The sequence below is a fragment of the Avibacterium sp. 20-126 genome (genome assembly GCF_044358625.1).
Lineage (GTDB): Bacteria > Pseudomonadota > Gammaproteobacteria > Enterobacterales > Pasteurellaceae > Avibacterium.
Map to the genome: position 1 here is coordinate 1,780,306 of NZ_CP091457.1, position 23,213 is coordinate 1,803,518.

Genomic DNA, 23,213 nt, shown 5'->3' on the forward strand with positions numbered 1-23,213 from the left:
AATGGCGCTAGGATAAACAAGATTGTCAAGGAGATCAAATGAATATCGTATTAATCATAAGGAAATAATGAGGCTTTTTAATGAATAAGGGTTAACACTAATGAATTAATATTAAAAGTCAGAAAAAAGAAGTGCGGTGCTTTTTACACAAAAAAACCTAAATCATTTTCACCGCACTTTATTTTACAATTAAATAGTTTGCGTTTTATCAAATGCAAGCATTATCTTGCCAATATGCGTTCCTTTATCCATTTCTTGGTGTGCCTGTTTAACCTCTTTAAAATCAAACACTTGATGAATAATGGGTTTGCCAATTTGCTCGTTTTCTAATTGATGCCACACATTCTCTTTTAACGATTGTGCGATTTCAGCTTTTTCTTCCTTGGTGCGACTACGCATTGTTGAACCTGTAATATGGACACGCTTTAACGCGATTTGCAATAAATCCACGTTTGATGCCACTGCCCCGCCCATAAAGCCGATCAAAAATAATCTGCCATTTTGTTTTAAGCAATCTAAATTGCGTTGGAAATAACTGGCACCAACCACATCTAAAATGGCATCAACACCGCCTGCCTGTTTGATGACTTCTGCAAAATCTTGCGTTTTATAATTAATCGCAACCGCACCATATTGTTCAACAATAGTACATTTTTCTGTATTACCTACAGTTGCGTAGGTTTTGATACCAAGACTTTTGGCAATCGCTAAGGCAGTTAAGCCAATACCACTTGTCCCACCGTGAACCAATAAGTGTTCTCCAGCTTTAACCTGTTGTTGCATAAATAAATTTACCCATACAGTAAACAATGTTTCAGGCAAAGCAGCCGCCTCTACTAAAGAATAATTTTTCGGAATAGGCAAGGCTTGGCTGGCTGGTACGAGACAATATTCCGCATAAGCGCCTCCATCAGTTAAGGCACAAATCTTATCACCTAGCTGAAATCCGCTCACGCCTTCGCCAATGGCAACGACCGTACCTGAAAGTTCTAATCCCATAATGGGGGTTACCCCTTTCGGCATTGGGTACAATCCTTGACGCTGCATAATATCAGGGCGATTTACCCCAGCATAAGCCACTTTCACTAACAGTTCACCCGCTCGTGGTGTTGGAATGGTAGCTTGTTGAATAAATAAAACGTCGGGTGCTCCCGCTTCTCGCATCGCGATTTGTTGCATTGTCATCTTTTATTCCTTAATTTAGAACTCCTGTACAGTGGGGCGAACAGTAATTTCATTCACCGCCACATTATCTGGCTGCTCCACCGCATAAGCAATGGCTCTCGCAATAGAACTAGCAGGAATTTCGTGAGCAGCATAAAATTTTTGTACACGCTCACGAGACTCAGGGTCGCTACTGCTGAATTTTAGCTCACTTTCAATCGCACCGGGGTAAAGGGTGGTAACACGAATATTATGCCCTGCCATTTCAGCACGCAAACCTTCGCTAATGGCTTTCACGGCAAATTTTGTTGCACTATATACTGTGCCGCCACCTGATGATACTTTCAAGCCCGCGACTGAGGATAAATTGATAATATGCCCCGCATTCTGGCTTAACATTGTCGGTAACACGGCAGCAATACCATAGAGTACGCCTTTAATATTGACATCAATCATTTGATCCCATTCATCCACTTTTAACGCACTCATTACCGCTCCCGGCATAATACCTGCGTTGTTGATTAGCACATCAATACGACCAAATTCCTGTAATGCGGTTTGTGCTAGTTTTTCTACCTCTTCACGTTTTGATACATCCATTTGCACCACAACAGCTTGTCCACCTTGTTGTTTAATGTGCGTTGCTAACTTTTGTAAGCGTTCTAAGCGTCTTGCACCTAAAACGACTTTAGCACCTAAGGCGGCTAGATGGCGAGCCGTTTCCTCACCTAAGCCACTTGATGCGCCTGTAATTAATACGACTTTATCTTGAATGTTGTTGTTCATTATCGTTCCTTTGTTTGTCTTAATTTATTGATAAAACAGAAATAGAAAAAGAGCGGTGAAAATTTCCTCAATTTTTACACCGCTCTTTTAAAAATTATTTCACTGCTTTCAATAATTCATCAGCAGCTAAAATCCCTAAATTATTTGATGCCAATGGGCTATCACCAGTAAGCAATTTACGATCTTTATGAACTTGTCCTGTGATACCTTCATTCATAATTTTCACACCTAATTTAGCTAAATTTTCACCCACTAACCATTGTAATTTACCCGGCATATAACCAATTGCTTGGTTTGCACCTTCATCTAATGCATCAGGGAAAACACAAAGCTCATAACCTTTGAATGGAAAATCTTCTGCTTTTTCGCCGACACCTGCTGCTAACAAAGAAGCAGGCCCATGACATAAAGTAATCACGTGTTTATCTTTCGCTAATGCCCAATCTAATACTTTTTTCACTTCTTTACTGTGTGGCACACCAGCTAATACACCGTGACCTCCTGGGATAAATACGGCGATATAAGGTGAATTTTCAGCCAATACCTCAGGTAAAATCTCTTCTAATTTTTTTGGATTTACTAATTTTGGCAAATATTGATTATATAAATCCATAACGGCTTTATCTTCTTCTGGCATTGCCCAAATTTCTAATTTCACAGGGTTACCTGATAACGTTGCCACATCAATTTCAAAACCAGCGTGGTGCATATGCAACATCGGTAATAACATTTCAACGGGGTGGTTACCTGTTGAGAATAATTTGCCGTTTTGCATTTCAATATAGCGCTCATCAGTACCAATCATTAATACTTTGTGTTTACCGCCCGTATATGGTTTATCGAATTTGAAGCCATCGAAATCCGTTTTTTTGCTGGTATATTGGGTTAAAGAATATTCTGATGGGAAGAATGCATTGTGTTCAGCGCGATCTGCTACTGGATTTTTACTTAAATCTGTCATTATTTACTCTCCAAAAGTATTTATATTGTATAAAGTTCACAATGAAAAACCGTTTTAGCGTTTTTTCTGGCGTGCATTTTACCCCTAGATAATTGGGTTGAAAAGGAATAAAATTGGAATAGACTATTCGCAAAAAAGGAATAATATGAATAAACTTGATGCGCTTCGTTATTTTAGTGTCGCGAGTGAAACCTTAAATTTTCGTGAAACGGCACAACGGCTTGCCGTATCGCCACAAGTGGTAACACGCATAATAGCCGAGTTAGAAAATCTGCTAGGCGAACCCTTATTTCAACGTAATACACGTAGCATTAAACTGACAGAATTTGGCGAACAATTCCTCCCTCAAGCACAACAATTATTAGCAGATAGCGAACGATTGTTTTCTTCACAAAAAATTAATGATAAAGCAATGCAAGGCATTGTGAGAATTACTCTGCCGCCAATGCCTTATAACGATCAACTTTTGTATGAATTATTGCTTACCCTCGAGCCTTATCCTGATTTGGTGATTGATTGGCGTGTATCCTTAGATAAGCTAAAAACGATTGATGATCAAATTGATATTGGGTTGCGCGTATGCCTTGAACCAGAACAAGATTGGATTGCTCATCACATCTTTACTATACAAGAAAAAATTGTCGCTTCGCCAAAATTATTACAGCGTTTAGGAACACCTGAAAATCTGCAAGATCTTGCATTAAACTATCCACTCAGCGGTTTGATCAACCCCAAACTTAAACGTATTTGGCACTGGCAAATTAACTCTCAACAGCATTTTATTCCAACCCATCCAAAATTTTTGGCTTCTGATATGTATAGTGAATTACAATCCGCCTTAGCTGGACGCACTTGCTCGCAGTTAATTGATATTTTATGCCAACCTTATATTGAGCAAGGAAAATTAGTAGAGCTTTTCCCTGAAATAGAAAAACAAAAATGGCAACTTTATTTATATCGACCTTATCAAAGTGTGGTGAGTGAGCGAGTATTATTTGTTTTTGAAAAATTAAATACTATTTTAAAAAGTATTGTCCATCAGATAGAAATGACAAAAAGCAAATAAAATAAAAAGTGCGGTAAAAAATAAAGCCATATTTTTCAATATGGCTTTATTCCTTTTAATATTTAGATAAATACTTGATTTGGTGCGAGATAACCTTGTGGTACTTGCTGCTTATCTTCAAAGGTAACAAACTCCCACGCCTCTTGATCTTCAAGCAAGGCTCTTAATAATTTATTATTTAAACCGTGTCCTGATTTATAGGCTTTGAAATCGCCAATGATGTTATAACCACACATATATAAATCACCAATCGCATCTAACATTTTATGACGAACGAGTTCATCTTTAAAACGTAAACCATCTTCATTTAAAATGCGATAATCATCAAGCACGATCGCGTTATCTAGGCTGCCACCAAGTGCTAAACCTTGTGATTGTAAATATTCGATGTCTTTCATAAAACCAAAGGTTCTTGCACGGCTAATCTGTTGCACGAATGCTTGAGCTGAAAAATCCATCACATAATTACGCACATCTTTACTAATCGCTGGATGATTAAAATCAATGGTGAAATCCAGACGGAAACCATTATAAGGTTTAAATTCTGCCCATTTATCACCATCTTCCACACGAATTGGCTTTTTCACGCGAATAAATTTTTTCGCTGCATTTTGTTCTTCAATGCCTGCATCTAATAAAAGATAAATAAATGGGCTAGCACTACCGTCCATAATTGGAATCTCAGGTGCGTCCACCTCAATAATCACATTATCAATCCCTAATCCTGCTAATGCGGCATTTAAATGCTCAACCGTGGAAATTCTAATCCCTTCTTCATTTATCAAGCAGGTACAAAGCATCGTATCACGCACTGCATTGGCGTTGGCAGGGAAAGTTACTGGCGGATTTAAATCCGTACGGCAATAAATAACACCGGTATTTGCCATTGCTGGGCGTAAAGTTAGCGTGACTTTGTTTCCACTATGTAACCCAACACCCGTTACTTTAATACTTTGTTTTAAGGTTCTTTGTTTAATCATAATATTTCCTAAATCCATTGAATAACAATAAGATTTATTCCTTTATTTATCTTCCGGTTTACGCATAAAACTGTTCGCATTCACTAAGCCTTCTTCTCTTTTAAGTGAATTTAAACGATCAGTAATTGGCGTATCTAAAATATTTCTATGTGTTAAATCAGCAGGACGATTTGGCATTTGCCCCACTTGTGAATTATGCGTCTGATAGCCTGTTGCTTGCTGTTGTCCAAATGGTTCTTGATTAACTTTTTGCATTGGCTGACCTAATGGTACGGTACGTGGTGCAATTTTAATATCTGGTGCATCAATATCACCAATCCCCGTCGCGACAATGGTTACACGGATTTCATTCGACATATCTGGTACTAAGGTTGTTCCTACTACAACCGTTGCCTCTTCTGAGGCAAAGGCCTTAATCGTATCTCCCACTATGGTAAATTCATCTAAGGTTAAATCAAATCCAGCAGTAACATTAACTAACACGCCTCTTGCCCCAGATAAATCCACATCTTCCAATAATGGGCTAGCAACCGCTTCCTGTGCTGCTTTCTCTGCACGTCCATCACCCGCTTCACCTTCAACCACACCAGATCCCATCATCGCGCGCCCCATTTCAGACATTACGGTACGAACGTCTGCAAAGTCCACGTTAATTAAGCCGGGAGAAGTAATCATATCGGAAATACCCGTTACTGCATTACGGAGAATATCATTTGCAGCAGCAAAGGCATTTACTAAACTGATGTTTTTACCTAATACTTTTAATAATTTTTCATTTGGAATGATAATCAAAGAATCAACGTGTTTAGAAAGCTCTTTAATTCCCATTTCGGCAAATTGCATACGCTTTGGACCTTCAAATGCGAAAGGCTTGGTTACTACGGCAACAGTAAGGATACCCAAGTCTTTTGCGATTTGCGCAACAATTGGAGCGGCACCAGTTCCTGTACCACCGCCCATACCTGCGGCAATAAATACCATATCCGCCCCTTCAAGCATTGCACGAATCGCCTCTTGATCATCTTCTGCGGCTTTACGACCAACATTTGGATTAGCACCTGCTCCCAGTCCTTTGGTTGTTGAACCACCAATTTGAACGGTTTGTTGTACTTTGCTTTTACGCAAGGCTTGTGCATCAGTATTTACCGCATAGAAAATAATTCTATCGTGTTCGTCATTTGCAGTTGGGAAAGCTAATTCATCAGCCCCCACTAATGTGCCGCCAATATCGTTTTTTATCATATTAGCAACCATATGATCCACAGCGTTACCGCCACCACCGCCAACACCAACGACCTTAATCAGTGCGCCGTTCATATCACCAAGATCATAATCCACTGGTTCAAACATAGTTATTCTCCGTTAATGCCAGGGTTTTGCTGGCACAAAATTAAAACCTAAATTGCTCTTATTGTAGATGAAAAATGCAAATTCTCAAAATTCAGACCGCACTTTATTAATAAAAATTCCAAAAAATAATAAAAGAAACCAAAAAATCGTAAATTTTTCACCGCACTCTATTTTAGGCAACAAAATGTTTTTCAGCAAAACTCAATACGAACTCAACCACTTCACGATCCATTTGTGCAAATGCCTCATTCAAAGGCTGATGATTTAGTACTGAGATCAAGTTATTATTATCTAATACCTTAAGCGTTGTAGCTAATTTTTCCACTTTGCTGATCGCAATTTCTGCATTTACACTACGTTTGCTTCCTTCAAAATCAAAAGGCTTCACTACCACTGCTGCCAATGGGATTTTAATCTCATTAAGACTCTCTACAATCGCAGGAATCACCATTGAGGATGTGTTACCACCAGCAGCTGAAACTAAGATAACCAAATCACTATTACCAACCATTTGGCGTAATTTTTCTTCTACTTGTTGAGCAACTAATGTTTCTTGATTTGACTCATCACTTAGCAGCAAGCTATCTTGTGCCTTGCTCGTATTGAGTACATCTTTATCGTTATCTATAGCATAAAAAGCAAACTCATTGCTATGGAGCGAGCTAATGAACGTATTGTCTTGAGCATTTTTTTGCATTTTATCCATAATCATCTGGAGTTTTTTTGTACCATAACTTCCAACACCTAGCACACTAATCAATAATTTATCACCCATTTTTCTTTCCTCTCAGCTTAAATAAAAATTGATTAAAATTCAGACCGCACTTTATTCATAATTTTTTTCACCCCAGCCCAAGCCGCGCCTAAAAAGCTTTCTCCTGAGCCATATTGATCATTAATAGGGCTTTCATCTTCATCATTGTGATTATACTGTAACAAACCAACAACGGTAGAATATTGGGGTTTATTTACATAATCCGTTAGCCCAGTTATATTTAATGGGCTACCGACACGTACTTGCATTCCAAATACCTTAGTAGCACATTGTTTTAAATCTTCAATTTGTGCGCCCCCACCGGTAATCACAACACCAGCAATTAATTCAAACTTCATTTGTTTGCTTTCAAGTTCATACTGCAATTGGTTTAATTCTTGGCGAACTAAGCCGAGTAATTCTTCATAACGTGCTGAGGTGGCAACAGATAATTGTTCTTTGGTTAGCACGCGTGGCGCTCGTCCGCCAATTCCCGCTACTTCAATCCGTTTTTCTGGGTGTGAAGAAGGGGGATTCCACGCACTGCTATAATTCACTTTGATCCGTTCAGCTTCTGTTCTTGATGTTTCACAAGCATAAGCAATATCATCGGTAACACGATTTCCTGCATAAGGAATGACTTTACTAAAACGTAATGCCCCATTAGTGTAAACGACAATATCCATTGTGCCTGCACCAAAATCAATTAAGCAAACACCAAGATCTTTCTCATCTTCAGTTAGCACAGAGCAACCTGATGCAACGCCTGAATAAACGATTTTATCCACTTTTAATTTACAACGCTCTACGGCTTTTTTAAGATTGTTTTGCCAATCTTGGTGACAAGCAATCAAATGCGCTTGCGCTTTTAAACGTACACCTTGTAAACCAAGGGGATCTTTAATATTTACCTGCTTATCTACCGCATATTCTTGTGGAATAATGTGCAATAAGGAAAGCCCTTCGCCCATTCTCACTGAGCTAGCGGTGTGCATTGCGGAATCAATTTCATCTTGCGTAACTTCTCCTTCGGCAATAGGAACAAAGCCACTTTCATTCAAGCTTTGAATGTGATCGCCCGTAATCGCTAAAGTAACGCTCATAATCTGGCAATCTGCCACTGATTCGGCTGCCTCAATCGCACGTTGAATAGAGGTAACCACTGCATTGAGATCAGTAATGCTGCCTTTATCAATCCCTTTAGAAGGGCAACTTCCTACACCTAAGATATTTACTACGCCGTCTGGCAACACTTCACCCACAACAGCGACGACTTTAGAAGTACCAACTTCCAATCCGACAATCGTTTTTGATTCCACAATCTTTGCCATTTTCTAACTTCTTATCAGGTAAAATTATTCGTTTATATCAATCATTCCTATTGCTGCCCCCACTTTATAGCGTAGATCAACATAGGATAACTTTTTATTTTCAGGAACTTCAATTTGCGGATAAATGGTAGCAAAACGATCAAGTTTGCTTTTCCATTCTCCGCGTCCTAATTTTAATAATACGCCATTATCAAGTTCTAATTGCCAAGCTTCGCGATCATCAATTGCAACAGATTTTAACGTTAAGCCTTTTGTTTTAAGATCTTGATAAATCTTTTTCCACGCATCCAGTACGACTAAACTTTGATAATCAGGCCCTGCTAAATGCGGTAAGTTTTTATCTTGCAACTTATCCATTGGCAATTTAAACACCACGCCATCACTAGATAAAAATTCATTATCGTTCCAAACTGCGACAGGTGTATATTCACTCACTAAAATATTAAGGCGATCAGGCCAAATTTTTCTCACTACGGCTTGTTTGACCCAAGGCATTTTTTGAATTTGCTCACGAACTAAACTTACATCTTGTCCAAAAAAACCTTTAAGATCGCCCATTTTTATCAGCATATCACGCACATCTTCATCAGTGGTGAATGCAGGCGTTCCTACCAGATTAAAGGCACTAATTGGACGATCATCTAATTTTTCCAGCCAGTTTTGCCAATTTGAGTAAACATAAAACAGTAACCCTAGACATAATAGCACAATTAATGGCTTGACCTGCATAAAAAAGCGAGATCTTGGCTCCCCCGTGCGTATGCTTTGTATCGCTTTATGCCGCCATAACTTCATTAAACACTCAGCTCCAAAATTTTCTCTACTAACTGTTCAAAAGAATAACCAACACTCGCCGCTGATTTCGGGAATAAACTATGGCTCGTCATTCCCGGGTTAGTGTTGACTTCCACTAAGCGGAATTGTCCTTCACCATCCATCATCACATCAATACGGCTCCAACCACGGCAACCTACTGCATCATAAGCACGCTTGACTAATTGACGTAATTCCTGTTCACGCTCATCAGTTAAACCGGCTGGACAAAAATATTGCGTATTATCAGAAACATATTTTGCTTCATAATCATAAAATTCGCCTTCAGGAACAATTTTAATAGCAGGGAGCACTTCATTGTCTAAAACAGGCACAGTAAATTCATCACCAGCAAGCCATTCTTCAATCAAAATTGTATCATCAAAACCTAACGCAAATTCCACCGCACTTTGTAATTCATCAAGATGATTGACTTTCTTTAAACCTACACTTGACCCCTCCAACGAAGGTTTCACCATTAATGGCAGACCTAATTTTTCGACAACAGCGGCAGGATTTAGTTCAGAGACTGTTGATTTCGTTACGATTTCCATATTCGCCACAGGTAAACCAAAGGCCTTCCACAGCATCTTAGTACGCATTTTATCCATTGTTAAAGCGGATGCCATTACCCCACAGCCAGTGTAAGGAAGACCTATTTGCTCAAGCAATCCCTGCATTGTGCCATCTTCGCCACCACGTCCGTGTAAAATATTAAATACGCGATCAAATCCTTGTTGTTTTAATTCCGCCACGGGAAACGTTTTAGGATCAATTGGGTGAGCATCATAACCTAGATTTTTTAAGGCATTAAGCACCGCTTCACCGGAATTAAGCGATACTTCACGCTCTGCTGAAGTTCCCCCAAGTAATACGGCAATTTTTTCTTGTTTTAATGTTTTCTTCATACTGCTTCCAATTAATTTTCAGCCCAATTTGTTGCTAATTGACGGGATAACTTACTCACATTACCCGCCCCTTGCGCCAAAATCAGATCTCCATCTTGAATCACCTGATCTAAGATTTGCGCAAGGCTTTCCTGTTCAGCGACAAAAATCGGATCGACTTTACCTAAATTACGAATCGAACGACACAATGAACGACTATCAGCTCCTGCAATAGGTGCTTCACCTGCAGCATACACATCGAGCATCAATAGCACATCCACTTGCGATAATACTTGCACGAAATCATCAAACAGATCTCGAGTACGCGAATAACGATGCGGTTGGAAAATCATCACAATTCGCTTATTTTCCCAACCTTTTTTTGCCGCTTCAATGGTTACGCCCACTTCAGTCGGATGATGTCCATAATCGTCCACTAACATTACTTTTCCATTTGGACGAATAAATTGACCAAGCTGATCAAAACGACGTCCTGCCCCTTGGAAATCGGCTAAGGCGGCTAAAATAGCCTCATTGCTAATCCCTTCTTCTTTTGCCACGGCAAAGGCTGCCGTTGCATTTAGCGCATTATGTTTACCCGGGACGTTAAGCAACACATTCACCCGTTCACCTTGCGGTGTAACAACCGTGTAATGGCCTTGAAAACCTGTTTGCTGATAATCTTCAATGCGATAATCGGCATTTTCATTAAAGCCATAAGTGATCACCTGACGCCCCACTTTTGGAATAAGTTCAAGTAACACAGGATCATCTGCACACATTACCGCTAAGCCATAAAACGGTAAATTATGTAAGAAATTGACATAGGTTTGTTTCATTTCTTCAAAATCACCGTGATAGGTTTCCATATGATCGGGTTCAATATTTGTTACCACAGAAACCATTGGCTGTAAGTGTAAAAAAGAGGCATCACTTTCATCTGCTTCAGCGATTAAATAACGGCTTGCTCCTAAATGTGCATTTGTCCCTGCTGATTTCACTAATCCGCCATTTACAAAGGTAGGATCAAGTCCTGCTTGTGCATAAATCATTGAAATCATTGCTGTTGTTGTAGTTTTTCCGTGTGTTCCTGCAATAGCAATGCCGTGGCGGAATCGCATAATCTCCGCTAACATTTGCGCACGTTGGATAACGGGAATACGGTTATTGTGCGCTTCCACGACCTCAACATTATCTTCTTTAATCGCACTGGATACCACCACCACACTGGCGCCATCTACATTAGCGGGTTGGTGAGAAAAATAAATTTTTGCCCCCAATGCACTTAGGCGTTGAGTTACCGCATTTTCCGCAATATCCGATCCCGTGACTTGATAGCCTTCATTTAATAATACTTCCGCGATACCGCCCATTCCCGCACCACCAATACCGACAAAATGAATTTGTTTCACGCGACGCATTTCTGGCACGGTTTGTCTTACTCGTTTTTGAAATTCTTTCATTGCTCTGCCTCTTGCTTTTATTCTTATTTTGCCACCGCCATAATCACCTCGGCTACTTGCTGAGCAGATTGAGGTGTGGCCATTGCTTTGGCTTTTTCTGCCATTGTTAATAATTGGCTACGATCAAATTGGTTCAACATCTCAATAAGTGCTTCTGCACTGAGATCTTTTTGCTCAATAATTTTGGCTGCGCCCACATCAGCTAAATATTTTGCATTCAAATATTGCTGTCTATCTTTATGTTGGAATGGCACAAAAATCGCTGGTGTTCCGACAGCTGCAAGTTCACACACGGTTAAAGCACCGGAACGGCAAATAACAATATCCGCCCAGCCATAGGCCTCCGCCATATCATCAATAAAATCTGTTACTTGTACATCCGCCCCTGGCGGATAAAGTGCGGTGATTTTTTCTGACATATTTGCCCCAACTTGGTGACGAACGGTCAATTTATCCCCTAATGCCTCCACCACTTTTGGTAAGGTGAGATTTAATACGCGCGCGCCTTGACTTCCCCCCACCACAAGCACATTTAATTTTCCTGAACGCGCGGCAAAACGCTCGGCGGGGCTTGGCATTGCGAATAAAGATTGACGAACAGGGTTGCCCACGACTTCAGTATTCGGGAAAGTGTGAGGAAAGGCTTGCAATACGCGCGTTGCAATTTTAGCCAGCCAAGAATTGGTCAATCCTGCCACCGCATTCTGTTCGTGTAACACAATGGGAACTGCACACAATTTTGCTGCCACACCACCCGGGCCAGAAACATACCCCCCCATACCAAGCACGGCATTAGGTTGATAATCTTGAATAATTTTTTTCGCTTGGAAAATTGCCCGCACAATTTTAAATGGCGCGGCAAGTAAGGCTTTTATTCCTTTACCTCGCAAACCAGAAATTTGAATAAATTTAATCGGGATACCGTGCTTCGGCACTAATTGCGCTTCCATACGATCTTGCGTACCAAGCCAACAGATCTGCCAACCTTGTTGCTGTAAATATTGTGCAACCGCAATAGCTGGGAAAACGTGTCCGCCAGTCCCCCCCGCCATCACCAATAAACGTTTTTTTTGTTGTGCCACAATTTATCCTTTTGTCTTAATCATCACGCAAGCGTGCGTGTCCACTTCGCATCAGTCGATTTTCGTGATCAATGCGCAATAAAATGCCGATACACACCGACATAATAATCAAACTTGATCCCCCATAACTTACCAAGGGGAAGGTTAATCCTTTGGTCGGTAATAAACCTAATGCCATTCCTAAATTCACAAAGCCTTGGAAGAAAACCCAAAAACTGATACCGAAGGCGAAAAACCCTTTGAAACGTTGCTCTAGTTGTAATGATTCTCGCCCAATTTTCATTGCCCTAAACACCAATAATGCTAACAATGCAATGACAAATAAAATGCCGATTAAACCAAACTCTTCTCCAACTACCGCCATCACAAAGTCAGTATGGGCTTCGGGTAAATATTCTAATTTCTGAATGGAGTTTCCCAATCCTTCACCTGTAATTTCGCCTCGACCAAACGCCATTAATGAGTTTGAAAGCTGAAATCCCGTACCATAAGGGTCTTTGAAGGGATCGGAAAACCCCGTTAAACGTTTAAAGCGGTAAGCTGATGAAATCGCTAGCCATAATACAAGCAATACGCCAGAACAACCCAACGCTAAGAATTGCCAGAGATTTGCTCCGACAATCCAAAGCAAGCCAAAAGTAATCACAAATAATACAACGGTACTTCCTAAATCGGGTTGCAACAATAATAAAGCGCCCAATACTCCCATTACAATGAATGGCTTGAAAGCACTGAGTTTGCGGCTGCGCACTTCATCGTAACGACGGGTAAAATAGCTCGCCAAAAAACAAGTGAGTGCCAACTTCGCAAATTCAGCGGGTTGGAAATTAAAGAAAATCAATGGAATCCAGCGTCTCGCCCCGTTAATTCTTGCCCCAATCCCCGGAATAAGCACCATTACGAGCAAAATGATTGCGATCCAAAAAATATAGCCATAATATTTTTCCCAAAACGTCATTGGGATATTTAAGACGGTGTAGCAAGCAAAAATAGACAACACCACATAAATGGCATCACGTTTTGCAAAATAAAAAGAATCATTGAATAATCTCGCCCCCACAGGAATAGATGCCGAGGATACGGCGATCAATCCAATCACGAGCAAACTCAAAAACAACCATAATAATGCTCTATCGTAGAGCAAATTATTTGGTGTGATTCTTAACTGGGCTTTTAACTTTTCAATAAACTGCATTGATGATTCTCTAACTTAATTTCGCTAAACGAGTAAATTCCTCACCGCGTTTTTCAAACGAGGCAAATTGATCAAGACTCGCGCAAGCAGGGGAAAGTAACACCATATCGCCCTCTTTTAGTTTTGCACGAAAATCCTCTATCGCCTGTTCCATTGTGTCAAATAAATGACTTTGCGTAGAAAGTTGTGCCAGTTTTGCACCATCTTGCCCAAAGCAATAACATTCAATATGTGGTTGATTAATCAGCACAGCGAGTTCAGAAAAATCAGCCCCTTTGCCGTCTCCACCGAGCAATAAATAAAGTTTACCCGCCACTTGCAAGCCAGTGAGTGCGGCAACGGTGCTACCGACATTAGTGGCTTTGGAATCGTTAATCCAACGTACCCCCTGCGCCAAATGAGCTAATTGAAAGCGGTGATCTAAACCGGTAAACTCACGCAGTGCGGTGCAAATTCCTTGCAAATTTATCCCCGCACTTTGTGCAAGGGCAATGGCAGCAAGCGCATTCATATAATTATGGCGACCTGTCAATCTGATTTCATCACAAGGTAATATCACCTCATCGTATGCCATTAAATATTGTTTACCGTTTTCTGTTTTTAACCAATAATCCGCATTATGTTCGGCGAAACTGACTTGTTTTTTCGCTCGCAAGCTGCCTTCTTGTTGAGTGAGTGAATCTTCGGCGTTAATTACTGCAGTTTGGCAATGATGATAAATTTTTAACTTCGCTTGACGATAATCTTCTAAATCCACATAGCGATTCATATGATCTTCACTCACATTCAGCACAGTGGCAGCAACGGCTTTTAAGCTATAAGTGGTTTCTAGTTGAAAGCTTGATAGCTCCAATACATAAATATCGTGATGTTGTGCAAGTAAAGAAAGCGCTGGAATACCAATATTACCGCCCATTCCCACTTTCAAGCCCGCTGCTTTCGCCATTTCAGCTACCAGTGTGGTAACGGTACTTTTTCCATTTGAACCGGTAATCGCAATAATCGGTTTATCTGCGGCACGGCAAAACAATTCAATATCGCCCACCACTTCAACGCCAGCTTGAAGTGCGGTGTAAATTTCTGGTGTTTTTACCGCAAGCCCGGGGCTTATCACAATCATATCGCTTTCCAACAACCATTGTGAGTTCAGGCTTCCTGTATGCACGAGAACATTTTTCCCCAACTGCTCTACACCAGTAGGTGATTGGCGGGTATCCATCACACGAACCTTTGCTTGTTGAGCAAGCAAATATTCCACACAAGACAGACCGGTTTTCCCCAAGCCAACCACACAGATATTTTTATCTTGATATTGATTCATTGTTTGCTTTCACCCTTTTCTAACGTAATTTCAACGTAACCAAGCCAAGTAATACAAGCATTAAGGAAATAATCCAAAAGCGGATAATCACACGCGGCTCAGGCCAGCCTTTTAATTCAAAATGGTGATGAATGGGTGCCATACGAAAAATACGTTGTTTACGCAGTTTGTAAGAACCCACTTGCAAAATCACTGACAGCGTTTCCATCACAAAAACCCCGCCCATAATCACTAATAGAAATTCTTGCCGCACAAGCACTGCAACCACGCCTAATGCGCCACCTAGCGCAAGTGATCCCACATCGCCCATAAAAACTTGTGCTGGGTAAGTATTAAACCAAAGGAAACCTAATCCCGCCCCAACAATCGCAGTACAAAACACGACCAATTCAGAAGTATATTTTATATGCGGAATATACAAATAATTCGCCCATTCTATGTTACCCGTTGCCCACGCAATCAAGGCAAATGCACCAGCAACAAATACCGTTGGCATAATGGCAAGTCCATCTAAGCCATCGGTTAAATTTACCGCATTACTTGTGCCAACAATAACAAAATAGGCTAACACAACATAGAATAAGCCAAGCTGTGGCATCACTTCTTTAAAAAATGGCACAACAAGGCGTGTTGCATCGGTATCTTTGCCGACTGCATACATACCAAACACCGCCACTAAGGCAATCGCAGAAAGCCAAAAATATTTCCAGCGTGCAATTAAGCCATCTGTATTTTTGCGGGTGATTTTGCGGTAATCGTCCACAAAACCCACCACGCCATAACCGAGCAAAACCAGTAAGCTAAACCAGATATAAGGATTGGCTAAATTCGCCCAAAGCAATGTACTGACGGTAATGGCGAATAAAATCATAATCCCCCCCATGGTTGGGGTACCTTTTTTGCTTAAATGGCTTTCTGGCCCGTCATTACGCACTTCTTGCCCAAATTTTAGAATTTGTAAGCGGCGGATCACTTTTGGTCCAATCCATAAAGAAATTAACAATGCCGTTAATAATGCCAAGATCGCACGTACGGTAATATAAGAAATAACATTAAAACCACTCTGGTATTGTTGCAGATATTCTGCGAGCCAAACTAACATTGGAAGCTATCCTTTAATAATTCAATCACATTTTCTAATTGCATTCGGCGAGAGCCTTTGGCTAACACCACGACAGATTGATTTTGTGCTAATTTTTCTTTAACTAATTCAATAACAAAATCAGCTAATTGATTTTGTTGAGAAAAATGCGTTCCGCCACATTGGGCTGAAATTACGGCACTTTCCTTACCATAACTTACAACAAAATCTAGTTGTGCGGCTTGTGCAGCCTCTGCCACTTGCTGATGACAAAACTGACTATTTTCGCCTAATTCTGCCATATCGCCAACAATTAAAATGCGAAAAGCGGGATATTTTTGTAACACTTGAATCGCCGATTGCAAAGAATCCACATTGGCGTTGTATGTATCATCAAGTAACAATAAATTTTTGCAAGGCTGAATGGGGAATAAACGCCCTTTCACTTTTGTCCCTGTTGCCAAACCTCGTTGCACATCAGAAAGCGTTGCCCCCACATTCATTGCCAAAGCAGCAGCGGCTAAGGCATTACTGATATTATGTTCACCTAAATAAGGTAACTGAATTGCAATATCCCCTTGCGGACTGTGTAAGATAAATTGCGATCCTTGCTCGTTGAGCTGAATTTCTGTGGCGTAAAAATCAGCTTGTGAATTTGTTAAAGAAAACGACCGCACTTGATGATCGGCGATATTCTTTTGCCAATCAGATAAATAATTGCAGTCTAAATTAATTAACGCAATGCCTTGCGGTACTAAGCCTTGATAAATTTCCCCTTTGGCTTGTGCTACCCCAGCAAGGCTGCCAAAACCTTCTAAATGTGCGGCGGCAACATTATTGACCATTGCTACATTAGGACGCACTAATTCGGTGGTGTAAGCAATTTCACCAAGATGATTCGCACCTAATTCGATCACCGCAAATTTATGTTGTGGCGTAAGACGTAATAGGGTTAATGGCACGCCAATATCGTTATTAAAATTACCGTTGGTAAATAAAACCTGAGAAAAATCCCCCGCACTTTGTTGCAAAATGGCAGCCGTCATTTCTTTTACCGTGGTCTTGCCTGATGATCCTGTTATTGCCACAGTTAAAGGGTTAATTTCTGCTTTTAACCATTTGCCCAATTGTCCTAAAGCAAAGCGAGTATCAGCCACAATGATCTGTGGTACGTTAATTTCACATAGGTGATCCACAATCACCGCCAATGCCCCTTGTTCTACGGCATTGGCTAAATATTGATGGCCATCAAATCGCTCGCCTTTCAAGGCAAAGAATACGCCTTGTGGATTGGTTTGACGGGTATCCGTGCTGATATTTTCAATCACCACACCACTTTCACCAGAAAGTGTGCCATTGAGAATATTCGCCAATTGTTGTGTCGTTAATTTAATCATTTTGTTTCACTAAAATATTGTTTTACCGTGGCTTGATCGGAAAATGGCAATTTGCTTGTGCCAATAATTTGATAATCTTCGTGGCCTTTACCCGCAATCAGCACCACATCTTGTGGTTGCGCCATTGTAAGTGCTTGTCTAATTGCTTGATCACGCTGATGAATAATCTTCACCTTGGTTAAATCAACAAATCCAGCTTGAATGTCTTGCATAATTTTCGTTGCATCTTCAGTGCGTGGGTTATCATCAGTAACAATCACGAAATCAGCAAACTGTTCTGCAATGCGTGCCATTTCTGGACGTTTGCCCGTATCTCGATCGCCACCGCAACCAAAAACACAGTAAAGCACACCCTCACAATGTAAGCGTGCTGCTTGCAACGCTTTTTCTAATGCATCTGGCGTGTGGGCATAATCCACGATAGCGGTTGCTTGGTTTGGGGCATTCAAACGCTCCATTCGCCCACAAACGCCCTGTAATTTTGCCGCACTTTGGCAGAGTTCGGTTAAGGAATAACCTAAAGCAAGGAGGCTTGCAAAAGCGAATAATAAATTGCTGACATTAAATGCACCGATCAATGGGCTATGTAATTCTCCCTTGCCCCAACTGGACGCAAAATGAATTACCGCGCCTTGATGATGAAATTGGATTTGCTCTGCTTTTAACCATTGTTGATGCGTTGGTTGATAATCAGCTTTTACACTTACTGCAATAGCATTCGGCAATGCCTGCAACCATTGTGCACCAACGGGATCATCAGCATTAATCACTTTATGCTGAGTCGCTAATTCGCTGAATAAACGATATTTCGCCGCCGCATAATTTTCCATTGTATGATGATAATCAAGATGATCACGGCTCAGATTGGTAAAAATCGCCACAGCAAATTGCAAGGCTTCAACACGATGTTGTACTAAACCGTGGGAAGACACTTCAATTGCTGCAAAATCTGCCCCAGCTTGCATAAAATGAGCCAACGTAGATTGAATTTCAATGGCTGAGCCGGTGGTGTTTGCCGCTTCCTTTATCTGCCCAAGCAACCCATTCCCAATTGTCCCCATTACCGCGCTGTGATGTCCAAGCAAGTTCGCCCACTGCGCCAAAAGCTGAGCTACCGTGGTTTTACCATTCGTGCCTGTTACACCGACTAATGTTAAATGATGAGAAGGATCATCATAAAATTGCCCTGCAAGATGAGATAAATGTGATGCTAACTCATAATAAGCGATAAGCGGAATACCTTGTTCCATTTTGACGGCTAAATGTTGTTGCGGAAAATCTGCCTCAAAAAGCACCGCACTTGCCCCATTGACAATAGCTTGTGGAATATAATTTCTACCGTCTGTTTGATGCCCTTTTATCGCAACGAAAAGACAGCCAGTCTTTACAGAGCGGCTGTCTAAGGTCATTTCGGTCAGCTCAACCTCTTGAGGCAAATGGTTTATCCCCAAAAGTGCGGTGAGTTTTTTCATTCTTTTTTCCTCTACCAAAAGCTAGTTGGTTTTTTCATCTTTTTTCTGATCACTTAAACGAACAGTGCGTTTTGCGACTTTTTGTTGCGCGATGCCATCCGGCGTAACATTATTCATTCGTAGTGCATATCCCATAATATTTGAGAATAATGGGGCAGAAACCGCACCACCATAATATTGTCCTGCTTTTGGTTCATTAATCAGCACAATCAAGGCATAGCGGGGATCAGAAATTGGGGCAATGCCTGCGGTATAAGCAATATATTTATCCACATAGCGACCTTTCTCCAGTTTTTTTGCCGTCCCTGTTTTAATCCCGACACGATAACCTTCTACCATTGCGCGTTTATTTTTAATTGCCACTTTTTCCATCATATTGACCACTTCACGGGTAATTTTTTCGGAAAACACACGCTGACCAATCACTGGCGGATCAACCTTAGTAATGGAAAGTGGACGATAAATCCCAAAGCTTCCTAACGTTACGTAAGCACGCGCAATTTGTAGTGGTGTCGCATTTATCCCGTAACCATAAGCCACGTTAGCGCGTTCAATATCTGCCCAGCGTTTACGATTTGCATTTAAAATGCCTGATTGTTCACCAATCAACCCTAACTCTGTTGGCTTCCCTAACCCCGCATTTTGGTAGGTTTCCATTAATGCACTCGGTGGCATACGCAAAGCTAAGCGACTTACCCCACGGTTACTGGAGTTCTCAAGAATTTCATCAAGGGTTTGGCGATCTCTAGGGGCAACGTCTTTCACTTCGTGTCCATTTAACACCAAAGGCCCTGTATTAATCACTTCGTTACGCCCTACCACACCGTTTTGAAGTGCGGTCAAAACAACGAAAGGTTTTACTGTCGAACCGGGTTCAAAGGTGTCTGTAATCGCTCGGTTTCGCATTAAATCCGCTTTCACACCAACACGGTTATTTGGGTTATAGGAAGGGGCATTAACCATCGCTAACACTTCACCAGTGCGAATATCCACTAATACTGCGGTACCTGATTCCGCCTTATTCTCTGCCACCGCTTTTTTGATTTCACGGTAAACCATTGATTGCAGTTTTTCATCAATACTCAAGGTAACGTCGTGGGCGTCATATTTTTTTACATCTGCAATGTCTTCTACAACGTGTCCAAATTTATCCTTGCGGTAAGTACGAGAACCCGATTTTCCCACCAATAACGCGTTAAAACTTTTCTCAATCCCTTCAATGCCTTCACCATCAATATTGGTATAACCAATTAAATGAGCCGTTTCCTCGACTCTAGGATAAAAACGGCGAGCCTCTGTTTTTAGTACAACACCTTTAATTTTTAGTTGCTTAACATAATCCGCGACGGTTGGTGAAACCTGACGAGATAAATACACGAAACGCGAAGAAGGATCTTTTTCCACGCGTTTAATTAAATGGCTATAAGAAACACCAAGGGCTTTGGCTAAGGCTTGCCAACGATCTTTATCCTGTAAAGAATTCTCTTCAAACACAAATTTTGCGTCAGCCACCACGGAATACATTGGCACGCTTACAGAAAGTAATTGTCCATTACGATCTAAAATTGAACCTCGAACTGAAAGCACCTGTTGTGTTCGCACTGAACGCTTATCTGCCTCATCAGCAAGGGGATCCGCATTTACCACTTGCACATAAGCCGCTCGGGCAATCAATGCAGTTAACAAAAGCATAGTGAAAAAAACAGCAACACGAAAACGTATCAGCAAAAAACTACTATCGTAAGAAATTTTAGGTTTATTGCGTTTAATCGCACTGCCTGTGCTAGTGCTACGCTTTGCTTTATTATCTTTCTTAATCATCCTTGCCCCTCAAATTATTCTAATAATAAAATTTCTTGTTCTGGCGAGATATGTTGCATTTGTAATTTCCCAGTTGCAATCGCCTCAACACGAGTATTATCACTTTGGGTTGCTTCTTCTAACTTTAAGTTTAAAAATTCATTTTCTAAGGCTTGGTGTTGTAGGACTAATTCGCCTTTTTCTGCAATCAGCCCACGCGTTTGGTGAGTAATCCAAATTGTGCTTAGCGCACTCACAATCACTAATACCATTAACGCCATCAAGAGTTTGTTTGAAGCAAAAAGATCCTCGACAATAATGCTACGCAATGGATAGCGTTCTGAATTTTCAATCATTTTTATACCCTCTCCGCAATACGTAGCACCGCACTCCTAGAGCGTGCATTTTGTGCAATTTCTTGTTCTGTTGGCATAATTGCTTTACCAATGGTTTTTAAGGTTTGGCTACGCTGAATTTGATCTTCGCGCAATGGAAGGCCTTTTGGTAAACTTTCCCCCTTGCTTTGCTTACGCATAAAATGCTTCACCATACGATCTTCAAGGGAATGGAAACTGATGATTGACAAACGCCCTTGTGGCGCTAACACTTGTAAAGCTCCCGTTAAAACACGCTCTAGCTCTTCCAATTCGGCATTTATAAAAATACGAATGGCCTGAAAACTGCGTGTTGCAGGATGTTTATGTTTATCCTTAAAAGGCACTGATTGAGCGATTAATTCAGCTAATTGCAAAGTACGATGCAGTGGCTCTGTGCCATTTTGACGTGCGTTTTTATTATAATTAACAATAGTTTGCGCAATACGCTTAGCGAATCGCTCTTCACCAAAGGTTTTCAGTACCCAAGCAAGATCCTGCTCTGAAACCTGTTGTAACCACTGAGTCGCCGATAAACCTTGCGTAGTATCCATTCGCATATCAAGTGGCCCATCTTTCATAAAGCTAAAACCTCGTTCTGCTTCATCTAATTGCGGTGAAGAAACGCCAAGATCGAGCAAAATCCCATCAATTTTCCCAACTAAACCGAGTTTCTCGCAGATCTCAGGGAGCGCTGAAAAACTCTGATGCTCAATCTGAAAACGCGGATCTTGAATTTGCTGTGCTGCTGCAATGGCGCGAGGATCGCGATCAATGGCTATTAATCTGCCATCTTGTGATAAGCGAGATAAGATCAGACGAGAATGACCACCACGCCCAAAGGTACCATCAATATAGATGCCTTTTTCTTTCAATGCCAAGCCATCTACCGCTTCATTCAATAAAACGGTAAAATGTTCAGGTGAAGAAAAAAGGTTCTGCGCGTTCATAACTCGTTGTAAAATAATAAAAAATTAAATATTAAAATGAGATAATGCGGTGTACTCAAGTACACCGCTTATCTCTGCTAGTGCCGCTGCGCTTGCTGGAAGTTCATCTTCTCTTATAACGACAGCGTAATTAATTCAGGGGATTGAGCAAGCTGCCCACTTGCACCGAGGGCCATATCTTGTTGAATTTGAGCTTGCCATTCTACATCGCTCCAAATTTCAAATTTATTTAACTGACCCACTAACATTGTGCTTTTTTCCAGTTTTGCGTGCTGGCGTAATGGCGCGCTAATCAAAATTCGCCCTACGCTGTCAAGCTCACATTCTGTGGCATAACCGAGCATCACACGCTGTAAACTGCGTTGCACAGGATCAAAATTCGACAAACTTAATAACTTTTGCTCAACAATTTCCCATTCATCTAAAGGATAAAGTAGCAAGCAAGGTTGGCGAATATCTACCGTGCAAACCATTTGACCATTATTTTTTTCTAGGATCTCTGCGCGATAACGGGTAGGAATGGCAAGCCGTCCCTTTGAATCCAAATTTACCGATGATGCGCCACGAAACATTGTTTGAGATCTCTTGGTTAAAAATAAGTGCGGTTGTTTTTTACGGATTTTTTGCAGTTTTTACCACAAAACACCACTTTTTACCACTTATGCGTAAGTTTAGTATTAGTTTGACTAAGTTGCAAGCAATTTGATCCTGCCTTATGTAAAGATTTGTCTATTTCAGATAAAAAGAAAGCCATTTGAGAAAGCCCCAAATGGCATTGTAAAAAATGCAAGATCGCGATCGGATCTTAAGAATTGGTTTTCTGATCCTTTTCTACTTTTTTCTGTGGTTCATCATCAAATTTCACCACCGGCACACAACTACGACAAGCCCCTTGATCAACCCCCAATTCTTTGCAAAATTCACTATATTTATCCCATAATCTGCGTAACACGCCTTTTGGTTGATTGTCCATTTTTCCTCCTATA

General features: G+C 40.9%; 22 protein-coding genes. 1 reads left to right on the plus strand and 21 read right to left on the minus strand.

Annotation, left to right across the window (positions count from 1 at the left end; translation table 11 throughout):
• Window positions 1-189 precede the first annotated feature (189 nt).
• From L4F91_RS08355 to hchA, 3 genes are all read right to left on the minus strand, one after another.
• On the minus strand, window positions 190-1,185 hold the full coding sequence (locus L4F91_RS08355; RefSeq protein WP_395895910.1) for an NAD(P)H-quinone oxidoreductase: 996 nt from the start codon (window positions 1,183-1,185) through the stop codon (window positions 190-192).
• A 15-nt stretch (window positions 1,186-1,200) separates the two neighbouring features.
• Window positions 1,201-1,950 carry an SDR family oxidoreductase gene (locus tag L4F91_RS08360; protein WP_395895912.1) on the minus strand — a complete coding sequence of 250 codons (750 nt, stop codon included), beginning with the start codon at window positions 1,948-1,950 and terminating at the stop codon, window positions 1,201-1,203.
• A gap of 94 nt (window positions 1,951-2,044) precedes the next feature.
• Window positions 2,045-2,911: a glyoxalase III HchA gene (gene hchA, locus L4F91_RS08365; protein ID WP_250349644.1), complete on the minus strand. Its 867-nt coding sequence runs from the start codon at window positions 2,909-2,911 to the stop codon at window positions 2,045-2,047.
• Window positions 2,912-3,056: 145 nt separating this feature from the next.
• Between hchA and L4F91_RS08370 the strand changes: the two genes are divergently transcribed.
• A complete protein-coding gene (locus tag L4F91_RS08370; protein ID WP_395895914.1) occupies window positions 3,057-3,977 on the plus strand; it encodes a LysR family transcriptional regulator in 921 nt (306 codons plus the stop codon).
• A 62-nt stretch (window positions 3,978-4,039) separates the two neighbouring features.
• On the opposite strand, the gene lpxC is transcribed toward L4F91_RS08370, so the two are convergent.
• The 18 genes from lpxC to L4F91_RS08460 all read right to left on the minus strand — a co-directional run bounded on the left by lpxC (window position 4,040) and on the right by L4F91_RS08460 (window position 23,200).
• Window positions 4,040-4,957 (minus strand): UDP-3-O-acyl-N-acetylglucosamine deacetylase, encoded by a 918-nt coding sequence (gene lpxC / locus L4F91_RS08375; protein WP_250349642.1) that lies wholly within the window; start codon window positions 4,955-4,957, stop codon window positions 4,040-4,042.
• Window positions 4,958-4,999: 42 nt separating this feature from the next.
• Complete coding sequence (ftsZ, locus tag L4F91_RS08380) at window positions 5,000-6,307, minus strand: cell division protein FtsZ (protein ID WP_250349641.1); 1,308 nt, start codon at window positions 6,305-6,307, stop codon at window positions 5,000-5,002.
• A 172-nt stretch (window positions 6,308-6,479) separates the two neighbouring features.
• A complete protein-coding gene (locus L4F91_RS08385) occupies window positions 6,480-7,082 on the minus strand; it encodes a hypothetical protein (protein WP_395895918.1) in 603 nt (200 codons plus the stop codon).
• 32 nt (window positions 7,083-7,114) lie between these two features.
• The gene (gene ftsA, locus L4F91_RS08390) at window positions 7,115-8,392 is read right to left on the minus strand and encodes a cell division protein FtsA (protein WP_250349639.1); all 1,278 of its coding nucleotides are present in this window, start codon (window positions 8,390-8,392) and stop codon (window positions 7,115-7,117) included.
• Window positions 8,393-8,416: 24 nt separating this feature from the next.
• The gene (locus L4F91_RS08395) at window positions 8,417-9,187 is read right to left on the minus strand and encodes a cell division protein FtsQ/DivIB (protein ID WP_395895920.1); all 771 of its coding nucleotides are present in this window, start codon (window positions 9,185-9,187) and stop codon (window positions 8,417-8,419) included.
• Window positions 9,187-10,113 (minus strand): D-alanine--D-alanine ligase, encoded by a 927-nt coding sequence (locus L4F91_RS08400; protein ID WP_395895922.1) that lies wholly within the window; start codon window positions 10,111-10,113, stop codon window positions 9,187-9,189. The genes L4F91_RS08395 and L4F91_RS08400 overlap by 1 nt, the downstream gene beginning before the upstream one ends.
• A gap of 11 nt (window positions 10,114-10,124) precedes the next feature.
• Window positions 10,125-11,555, minus strand: coding sequence for a UDP-N-acetylmuramate--L-alanine ligase (murC, locus tag L4F91_RS08405; RefSeq protein WP_395895924.1), 1,431 nt, complete (start codon window positions 11,553-11,555; stop codon window positions 10,125-10,127).
• Between the two features lie 23 nt (window positions 11,556-11,578).
• Entirely contained in the window at window positions 11,579-12,637 is a 1,059-nt protein-coding gene (murG, locus tag L4F91_RS08410) for an undecaprenyldiphospho-muramoylpentapeptide beta-N-acetylglucosaminyltransferase (protein ID WP_395895926.1), read from the minus strand.
• A gap of 16 nt (window positions 12,638-12,653) precedes the next feature.
• Entirely contained in the window at window positions 12,654-13,832 is a 1,179-nt protein-coding gene (gene ftsW / locus L4F91_RS08415; protein ID WP_395895928.1) for a putative lipid II flippase FtsW, read from the minus strand.
• Window positions 13,833-13,842: 10 nt separating this feature from the next.
• Window positions 13,843-15,153, minus strand: a complete 1,311-nt coding sequence (gene murD / locus L4F91_RS08420; protein WP_395895930.1) for a UDP-N-acetylmuramoyl-L-alanine--D-glutamate ligase — start codon at window positions 15,151-15,153, stop codon at window positions 13,843-13,845.
• Window positions 15,154-15,172: 19 nt separating this feature from the next.
• Window positions 15,173-16,255, minus strand: coding sequence for a phospho-N-acetylmuramoyl-pentapeptide-transferase (gene mraY, locus L4F91_RS08425; RefSeq protein ID WP_250349633.1), 1,083 nt, complete (start codon window positions 16,253-16,255; stop codon window positions 15,173-15,175).
• Window positions 16,249-17,631: a UDP-N-acetylmuramoyl-tripeptide--D-alanyl-D-alanine ligase gene (gene murF / locus L4F91_RS08430; protein WP_395895932.1), complete on the minus strand. Its 1,383-nt coding sequence runs from the start codon at window positions 17,629-17,631 to the stop codon at window positions 16,249-16,251. Before murF ends, mraY begins: the two co-directional genes overlap by 7 nt.
• Window positions 17,628-19,103: a UDP-N-acetylmuramoyl-L-alanyl-D-glutamate--2,6-diaminopimelate ligase gene (gene murE, locus L4F91_RS08435; protein WP_395895934.1), complete on the minus strand. Its 1,476-nt coding sequence runs from the start codon at window positions 19,101-19,103 to the stop codon at window positions 17,628-17,630. The genes murF and murE overlap by 4 nt, the downstream gene beginning before the upstream one ends.
• 21 nt (window positions 19,104-19,124) lie before the next feature.
• Window positions 19,125-20,924: a peptidoglycan glycosyltransferase FtsI gene (ftsI, locus tag L4F91_RS08440; protein WP_395895936.1), complete on the minus strand. Its 1,800-nt coding sequence runs from the start codon at window positions 20,922-20,924 to the stop codon at window positions 19,125-19,127.
• Window positions 20,925-20,938: 14 nt separating this feature from the next.
• On the minus strand, window positions 20,939-21,259 hold the full coding sequence (gene ftsL / locus L4F91_RS08445) for a cell division protein FtsL (protein ID WP_395895938.1): 321 nt from the start codon (window positions 21,257-21,259) through the stop codon (window positions 20,939-20,941).
• Window positions 21,260-21,261: 2 nt separating this feature from the next.
• Window positions 21,262-22,227: a 16S rRNA (cytosine(1402)-N(4))-methyltransferase RsmH gene (rsmH, locus tag L4F91_RS08450; RefSeq protein ID WP_395895940.1), complete on the minus strand. Its 966-nt coding sequence runs from the start codon at window positions 22,225-22,227 to the stop codon at window positions 21,262-21,264.
• A gap of 113 nt (window positions 22,228-22,340) precedes the next feature.
• On the minus strand, window positions 22,341-22,799 hold the full coding sequence (gene mraZ, locus L4F91_RS08455; protein ID WP_115250036.1) for a division/cell wall cluster transcriptional repressor MraZ: 459 nt from the start codon (window positions 22,797-22,799) through the stop codon (window positions 22,341-22,343).
• Window positions 22,800-23,032: 233 nt separating this feature from the next.
• Window positions 23,033-23,200 carry a DUF5363 domain-containing protein gene (locus tag L4F91_RS08460; protein WP_395895942.1) on the minus strand — a complete coding sequence of 56 codons (168 nt, stop codon included), beginning with the start codon at window positions 23,198-23,200 and terminating at the stop codon, window positions 23,033-23,035.
• Window positions 23,201-23,213: the final 13 nt, after the last annotated feature.

Excerpts from the sequence above, each read along its gene's own strand:
- L4F91_RS08355 (WP_395895910.1), bottom strand. The coding sequence starts at position 1,185 with ATGACAATGCAACAAATCGCGATGCGAGAAGCGGGAGCACCCGACGTT.
- L4F91_RS08395 (WP_395895920.1), bottom strand. The coding sequence starts at position 9,187 with ATGAAGTTATGGCGGCATAAAGCGATACAAAGCATACGCACGGGGGAG.
- L4F91_RS08460 (WP_395895942.1), bottom strand. The coding sequence starts at position 23,200 with ATGGACAATCAACCAAAAGGCGTGTTACGCAGATTATGGGATAAATAT.
- mraY (WP_250349633.1), bottom strand. The coding sequence starts at position 16,255 with ATGTTAGTTTGGCTCGCAGAATATCTGCAACAATACCAGAGTGGTTTT.
- rsmH (WP_395895940.1), bottom strand. The coding sequence starts at position 22,227 with ATGAACGCGCAGAACCTTTTTTCTTCACCTGAACATTTTACCGTTTTA.
- ftsI (WP_395895936.1), bottom strand. The coding sequence starts at position 20,924 with ATGATTAAGAAAGATAATAAAGCAAAGCGTAGCACTAGCACAGGCAGT.
- murC (WP_395895924.1), bottom strand. The coding sequence starts at position 11,555 with ATGAAAGAATTTCAAAAACGAGTAAGACAAACCGTGCCAGAAATGCGT.
- mraZ (WP_115250036.1), bottom strand. The coding sequence starts at position 22,799 with ATGTTTCGTGGCGCATCATCGGTAAATTTGGATTCAAAGGGACGGCTT.
- ftsL (WP_395895938.1), bottom strand. The coding sequence starts at position 21,259 with ATGATTGAAAATTCAGAACGCTATCCATTGCGTAGCATTATTGTCGAG.
- ftsW (WP_395895928.1), bottom strand. The coding sequence starts at position 13,832 with ATGCAGTTTATTGAAAAGTTAAAAGCCCAGTTAAGAATCACACCAAAT.
- hchA (WP_250349644.1), bottom strand. The coding sequence starts at position 2,911 with ATGACAGATTTAAGTAAAAATCCAGTAGCAGATCGCGCTGAACACAAT.
- ftsA (WP_250349639.1), bottom strand. The coding sequence starts at position 8,392 with ATGGCAAAGATTGTGGAATCAAAAACGATTGTCGGATTGGAAGTTGGT.
- ftsZ (WP_250349641.1), bottom strand. The coding sequence starts at position 6,307 with ATGTTTGAACCAGTGGATTATGATCTTGGTGATATGAACGGCGCACTG.
- murE (WP_395895934.1), bottom strand. The coding sequence starts at position 19,103 with ATGAAAAAACTCACCGCACTTTTGGGGATAAACCATTTGCCTCAAGAG.
- murD (WP_395895930.1), bottom strand. The coding sequence starts at position 15,153 with ATGAATCAATATCAAGATAAAAATATCTGTGTGGTTGGCTTGGGGAAA.
- L4F91_RS08360 (WP_395895912.1), bottom strand. The coding sequence starts at position 1,950 with ATGAACAACAACATTCAAGATAAAGTCGTATTAATTACAGGCGCATCA.
- murF (WP_395895932.1), bottom strand. The coding sequence starts at position 17,631 with ATGATTAAATTAACGACACAACAATTGGCGAATATTCTCAATGGCACA.
- L4F91_RS08385 (WP_395895918.1), bottom strand. The coding sequence starts at position 7,082 with ATGGGTGATAAATTATTGATTAGTGTGCTAGGTGTTGGAAGTTATGGT.
- L4F91_RS08400 (WP_395895922.1), bottom strand. The coding sequence starts at position 10,113 with ATGAAGAAAACATTAAAACAAGAAAAAATTGCCGTATTACTTGGGGGA.
- L4F91_RS08370 (WP_395895914.1), top strand. The coding sequence starts at position 3,057 with ATGAATAAACTTGATGCGCTTCGTTATTTTAGTGTCGCGAGTGAAACC.
- lpxC (WP_250349642.1), bottom strand. The coding sequence starts at position 4,957 with ATGATTAAACAAAGAACCTTAAAACAAAGTATTAAAGTAACGGGTGTT.